This window comes from Haemophilus sp. HMSC068C11, assembly GCF_001815355.1.
In the GTDB taxonomy this organism is placed as follows: domain Bacteria; phylum Pseudomonadota; class Gammaproteobacteria; order Enterobacterales; family Pasteurellaceae; genus Haemophilus_D.
On record NZ_KV820358.1, the window covers coordinates 1 to 4,941 of the forward strand.

General features: G+C 35.4%; 6 protein-coding genes. 3 read left to right on the top strand and 3 right to left on the bottom strand.

The annotated features are described in order from the left end of the window. Positions 1-170: 170 nt before the first annotated feature. Positions 171-989 (top strand): Cof-type HAD-IIB family hydrolase, encoded by an 819-nt coding sequence (locus HMPREF3020_RS01730; protein WP_070775355.1) that lies wholly within the window; start codon positions 171-173, stop codon positions 987-989. Beyond that, complete coding sequence (gene crcB, locus HMPREF3020_RS01735) at positions 990-1,385, top strand: fluoride efflux transporter CrcB (RefSeq protein WP_049369600.1); 396 nt, start codon at positions 990-992, stop codon at positions 1,383-1,385. Here crcB and recX read toward each other — a convergent pair. From recX to HMPREF3020_RS01750, 3 genes are all read right to left on the bottom strand, one after another. After that, complete coding sequence (gene recX / locus HMPREF3020_RS01740; RefSeq protein WP_070589842.1) at positions 1,360-1,812, bottom strand: recombination regulator RecX; 453 nt, start codon at positions 1,810-1,812, stop codon at positions 1,360-1,362. The two genes, crcB and recX, sit on opposite strands and share 26 nt — an antisense overlap. Before the next feature lie 68 nt (positions 1,813-1,880). After that, on the bottom strand, positions 1,881-2,936 hold the full coding sequence (gene recA, locus HMPREF3020_RS01745; protein WP_070589839.1) for a recombinase RecA: 1,056 nt from the start codon (positions 2,934-2,936) through the stop codon (positions 1,881-1,883). Positions 2,937-3,072: 136 nt separating this feature from the next. After that, on the bottom strand, positions 3,073-3,915 hold the full coding sequence (locus HMPREF3020_RS01750) for a patatin-like phospholipase family protein (protein ID WP_070589836.1): 843 nt from the start codon (positions 3,913-3,915) through the stop codon (positions 3,073-3,075). A gap of 228 nt (positions 3,916-4,143) precedes the next feature. On the opposite strand from HMPREF3020_RS01750, the gene HMPREF3020_RS01755 reads away from it, so the two are divergent. Continuing rightward, the gene (locus HMPREF3020_RS01755) at positions 4,144-4,812 is read left to right on the top strand and encodes a TfoX/Sxy family DNA transformation protein (RefSeq protein ID WP_070775356.1); all 669 of its coding nucleotides are present in this window, start codon (positions 4,144-4,146) and stop codon (positions 4,810-4,812) included. Positions 4,813-4,941: the final 129 nt, after the last annotated feature.

Genomic DNA, 4,941 nt, shown 5'->3' on the forward strand with positions numbered 1-4,941 from the left:
AATCATCAAATAATTGATGTATTAACTGTAACGAGTTAGATTAAGAAGGCGTATCGAAAGATACGCCTTTTTGTTTTTTATCAATGAATGTTGTTTTTATCATAGAAAGTGCGGTCAAAAATTGTGTCGTTTTGGTATGATACAGACTCATTTTTTATACGGGTGTTTTTATGCAACAACTACCATTTAAAGCCGTTGTCTCTGATCTTGATGGCACGCTACTTAATACCAATCATGTAATTGGTGAGTTTACTATTGATGTATTGAATAAATTAGAACAAAAAGGTGTAGATATTATTTTAGCAACGGGACGTAATCATACAGATGTTTCTTCTATTTTAGGCAAAATAGGTGCTGAGCATGCTGTAATGATCACTTCTAATGGTGCGAGAGTACGCGACCTAAAAGGTAACCTTATTTATAGCAATAGTCTTCCTGAAGAAATTGTGCTTGAGTTGTATAAAATTCCTTTTGATCGCACCAAAATTTGTATCAATACTTATCAAGATGATGGTTGGTTTATCAATACAGATGTGCCTGAATTAGCAAAATATCATAAGGATTCGGGTTTTATGTACGAAGTTGTTGATTTTATAAAACATCATGGAAGAGGAAGTGAAAAAGTATTTTTTATTGCTCATGATCCTAAAGATCTAATAGAACTAGAAGATTATCTTAGAACACATTTCGGGGATAAAACCACAATTGTTTATTCAGCGGTAACTTGCTTAGAGGTGATGAACAGAAATGTATCGAAAGGCGATGCATTGTCTCACCTATTAGAAAATAGAAATTATGGATTAAAAGATTGTATTGCTTTTGGCGATGGCCAGAATGATGTTGAAATGCTTTCTTGGGTTGGTAAAGGTTATGTGATGGCAAATGCTGATTCTCGTTTAAAAGAAGCTTGTCCAGAACTGGAAGAGATCGGGTTCAATAAAGACGAAGCAGTGGCCAAACATTTAGCAGAAATTTTTGGTATTAAATAGATGTTTCAGTCAATTTTTCTGGTTAGTGCCGGTGCGGCAATTGGTGCCTCTTTACGCTGGGGATTAGGTTTATGGCTTAATTCCCTGTTTAGTTCGCTTGCATTTGGTACACTTGTGGCTAATTTTATTGGCTGCTTTTTGATGGGGATTTTATTAGCAGCCTTTTGGACCTTCCCGCAATTTAGCCCTGAATGGCGATTATTCTTAGTAACAGGATTTCTCGGTGCTCTTACCACCTTTTCTTCTTTTTCAGGTGAAGTAATAGAACTCTTTTTTAAAGAAGAGTGGGGAAATGGATTGTTTGTTTTAGTGAGTCATTTAGTTGGTTGCTTAATTTTTACAGTATTAGGGATTTATTTCTTTAGACTCATCAGCCTTCTATTCCATTTCCGATAAAATCGCTAAATTCTTCAGAATAAAATCCATGAGAGAGCATATACTGCCAAATTTTTTGTTTGCTTTTGATTGGTTGAGGTTCTGCATAATTAGGAAACTTTTTACGTAGAACCTTTTCTGCGATTTCAGCCCAATTAATTTCACTTTCTCCAAGAACTTCATTTATTACGTCTGAAGATAGACCTTTTAGTTGACGTAATTCTTGTTTAATACGATTAGCACCATACCCACGTTGTGAACGTGCGTGTAAGTAATTTTCAGCAAATCGTTTATCATTTTGCCAGTTTTTTCTCTGGCAGTAAGCAATCGTTTCATCGATCTCATCTTCTGTAAATGCTTTTTCCTGCATTTTATTGCGCAGTTCAAATTCGCTATATTCACGTCGGGCAAGTAAATTAACAACATAGCTTAAAGCAAGAGAAGACATATAAATTCCTTGTGGTCAAATATGGTTGAAATGAAAAGTGCGGTCAATTTTGACCGCACTTTTAGTGATTAGAAGTCGCTTTCTGCGTCATCGTTAGATTGCTCAATGTCGGCCATTAATGCCTGTTCTGGATTGGCTACTAATTCAGCACGAAGCTTCGCTTCAAGTTCATTAGATTTAGCAGGGTTTTCGTTTAACCATTTCATCGCGTTAGCTTTACCTTGACCAATCTTTTCACCGTTGTATGCATACCATGCACCAGATTTCTCAACAAGTTTGTGTTTAACACCAAGCTCAATTAATTCGCCAGCTTTCGAAATCCCTTCTCCGTAAAGAATTTGGAAATCCACTTGGCGGAAAGGTGCGGCTAATTTGTTTTTAACTACTTTAACACGAGTTTCATTACCAATGACTTCATCTCCATCTTTAACTGAACCAGTACGACGGATATCTAAACGCACAGAAGAGTAGAATTTTAGTGCGTTACCACCAGTTGTGGTTTCTGGGTTACCAAACATGACACCAATTTTCATACGAATTTGGTTAATGAAGATAACAAGACAGTTTGCATTTTTGATTTGACCCGTTAATTTACGTAGCGCTTGAGACATTAAACGCGCTTGTAAACCCATGTGTGAATCACCCATTTCACCTTCAATTTCGGCTTTCGGAGTGAGTGCTGCAACCGAGTCTACAATGACTACATCTACAGCACCAGAACGTACTAATGCATCACAAATTTCAAGTGCTTGTTCACCATTGTCAGGTTGGGAAACTAAAAGTTCTTTTACGTCAACGCCAAGTTTTGCCGCATAAATAGGATCAAGAGCATGCTCCGCATCGATAAATGCGCAAGTTTTACCTACTTTTTGTGCTTGAGCAATAACCGATAAAGTTAAGGTTGTTTTACCAGAAGATTCAGGTCCAAAAATTTCAACAATACGCCCCATTGGTAAACCACCAATACCAAGAGCGACATCAAGACCTAAAGAACCCGTTGAAACAGATTCAACGTCAAGGGCTTGAGTATCACCCAATTTCATAATTGAGCCTTTACCGAATTGCTTTTCAATTTGACCAAGTGCTGCTGCGAGCGCTTTTTGCTTTTCTTCTTGAGTTGCCATATAAAACCTTCTTGAATAGAGTTATCTAAATTTGGCTAGATTATATCTGTATTGATGTACAGTATCAAGAGAAAATTTTTTCCTTGATGAAAAAATGTGAAATAGATTCCAAATTTGAGAAATAGTTTATTTAAAATCAACTTCTTAAATATTTTTTTAGATCTTGAATTTGTGCTGAGAGAATTTTTTTACCCAGTTCATATACAGTTCTTATTTTGGTTTCATCTCGTTCTAATCGACCTATATTGAGTAATACATTTGGGCGAATCACAAAGATTTTATTTTGTTTTTCTAAGCGAATAATTTCTTCTACTTGTTCATTATAAGTGCGGTAGCGATTTTCTAAGGTTTTAACTAAGTGTGGATATTTGCGATAAAAAAGCTTGAATAAAAAAGAAGAAGATTTTGTTTTACGGTAGTCGATCGGTTGAGTTAAAACAACGATGATTTTATCACAACCGAGCTCTTGTGCTTTTTCAAATGGAATACTATCGGCAATTCCGCCATCTAGGTACTTTTGTCCATTAATTTCTACAAACTTTGAGACAAAAGGCATGGCCGAAGTTGCTCTGAAGTATTCCATCTCTTTGAAAACATCTTTGATTTTGAAATACTCTGCTTTACCATTCTCAATGTTTGTGGCGGCTAAATAGAAATCAATGTGAGATTTCTCGAATTCATTTTGATCAAAAGGGTCGAGATTAAAGGGGAGATCATAGAAAGCGAAATCTTTATTGATAATATTGCCCGTTGTAAAAAGACTATGAAATCCCATGTAACGTTTATCTTTAAGATATTTTAGGTTATATCTCAACGCTCTTTCTTTTTGATTGGATGCATAATTTATGCCAAATAATGCGCCCGCAGAAACGCCAATAATCTTATCTATCTGAATGTGTTGTTCCATGAGGGCATCAAGAACGCCTGCTGTAAACATTCCTCTCATGCCGCCGCCTTCAAGAACGAGTCCTACTGTCATTTTTACTCCTGGAATTTGAAAAAGTTTTAGTGGAATAAATATTAAACTATAAACTTATTTATATTTATCTTGTTGTTTATCAATAAATAAATTTTACATTTGCGATCTCTCTCACAAATTTGATTTTTTATATTCGTCACACTTAGTTGGTTATGATATAACTACTTTGAGAAGTACTTGTTGGTTTAGTCGTATGTGATTAACCCTTTGATAAGGAGGAGTTTTAAAATGAAAACTCTCATAATCCCAAATGATCATATCAGTAAAGTATGTAATTTGTTAAATCAACTCATTGGAGATGTGACAAGTAAAAATCTATTTACGGGATATGGCCTGTTTCATAAAGAGAAAGATATGTTTGCTGTTTGGGCAAACAATAAGATTTACTTGCGTGCAAAACATGAGCTTTCGATAAAGCTAAAAGGATTGGGATGTAAACCTTTTGCAACAAATGAACTCAATAAACGCTTTGTGCTATCTGATTATTATGCTTTAACTGAAAGTATTTTAAAAGATAATGCTTTAATGAGAAACTTGCTTATTCTTTCTATTAGTCAAATCAGGAAGGAAAAATTAGATTCTGCACTATCTAAGATTGGGAGAATTCGTGATTTACCGAATTTATCGGTTAAGTATGAAAGAGCACTGAAGAAAGTGGGCATTGAGCATGTTGATACTTTACGGCAAATAGGTGCTGAAAATGCGATTGTTCGTTTGAAGAAAGCGGATATTGGGGCAACTGAAGCTTTCTATTGGCGGCTTCGAGGTGCTTTAGAAAATCGAAACTGTGAGTTTTATACTGAAAAAGAAAAGGAGAGGGGACTGAATAAACTGAATGAAATACTTTCTGCAAATGGGTTTAGACGTTGTAAGCGAACCTTAAAAAAGGCTGAATAGCATTCATATAAAGGAGTTAGCGTCTAAAAAATCATCTATCGAAGAGATTTCTTAAAAAAAGTGCTTGCGTGGATTTCAAAAATCCCTATAATGCACTCCACACAACGACGCGCTGTTGTGACTCTTAAG

Bases quoted from the DNA above. Each gene is read 5' to 3' on its own strand.
- recX (WP_070589842.1), bottom strand. From the start codon at position 1,812: ATGTCTTCTCTTGCTTTAAGCTATGTTGTTAATTTACTTGCCCGACGT.
- recA (WP_070589839.1), bottom strand. From the start codon at position 2,936: ATGGCAACTCAAGAAGAAAAGCAAAAAGCGCTCGCAGCAGCACTTGGT.
- HMPREF3020_RS01730 (WP_070775355.1), top strand. From the start codon at position 171: ATGCAACAACTACCATTTAAAGCCGTTGTCTCTGATCTTGATGGCACG.
- crcB (WP_049369600.1), top strand. From the start codon at position 990: ATGTTTCAGTCAATTTTTCTGGTTAGTGCCGGTGCGGCAATTGGTGCC.
- HMPREF3020_RS01750 (WP_070589836.1), bottom strand. From the start codon at position 3,915: ATGACAGTAGGACTCGTTCTTGAAGGCGGCGGCATGAGAGGAATGTTT.
- HMPREF3020_RS01755 (WP_070775356.1), top strand. From the start codon at position 4,144: ATGAAAACTCTCATAATCCCAAATGATCATATCAGTAAAGTATGTAAT.